Origin of the sequence: Necropsobacter rosorum, from assembly GCF_964241405.1 — a bacterium.
GTDB classification, from domain to species: domain Bacteria; phylum Pseudomonadota; class Gammaproteobacteria; order Enterobacterales; family Pasteurellaceae; genus Necropsobacter; species Necropsobacter rosorum.
The window spans coordinates 1-895 of record NZ_CAXSXF010000011.1; the positions used below are offsets into that span (position 1 = coordinate 1).

The window sequence follows — 895 nt, forward strand, 5'->3', positions numbered from 1 at the left end:
TATCACAAGTGCGAATGCTGACATAAGTAACGATAAAACGGGTGAAAAACCCGTTCGCCGGAAGACCAAGGGTTCCTGTCCAACGTTAATCGGGGCAGGGTGAGTCGGCCCCTAAGGCGAGGCTGAAAAGCGTAGTCGATGGGAAACGGGTTAATATTCCCGTACTTGTAATTACTGCGATGTGGGGACGGAGAAGGTTAGGTAAGCAGACGGTTGGATATGTCTGTTTAAGCAGGTAGTTGGGGTAGGTAGGCAAATCCGCTTATCCATTAAAACAACGAGAAGTGATGACGAGGCTCTACGGGGCTGAAGTTACCGATACCACGCTTCCAGGAAAAGCCACTAAGCTTCAGGTAATTATAAACCGTACTGAAAACCGACACAGGTGGTCAGGTAGAGAATACTCAGGCGCTTGAGAGAACTCGGGTGAAGGAACTAGGCAAAATGGCACCGTAACTTCGGGAGAAGGTGCGCTTACGGTAGTTGAAGTCCTTAACGGATGGAGGTGAAGTAAGTCGAAGAGACCAGCTGGCTGCAACTGTTTATTAAAAACACAGCACTCTGCAAACACGAAAGTGGAGGTATAGGGTGTGATGCCTGCCCGGTGCTGGAAGGTTAATTGATGGTGTTATCGAAAGAGAAGCGCCTGATCGAAGCCCCAGTAAACGGCGGCCGTAACTATAACGGTCCTAAGGTAGCGAAATTCCTTGTCGGGTAAGTTCCGACCTGCACGAATGGCATAATGATGGCCAGGCTGTCTCCACCCGAGACTCAGTGAAATTGAAATCGCCGTGAAGATGCGGTGTACCCGCGGCTAGACGGAAAGACCCCGTGAACCTTTACTATAGCTTGACACTGAACCTTGAATTTTGATGTGTAGGATAGGTGGGAGACT

Annotated in this window: 1 rRNA gene; it reads left to right on the forward strand. The window is 49.5% G+C overall.

The features are described from left to right. Nucleotides 1-895, forward strand: a 23S ribosomal RNA gene (locus ACESOH_RS11725); the annotation flags it as partial.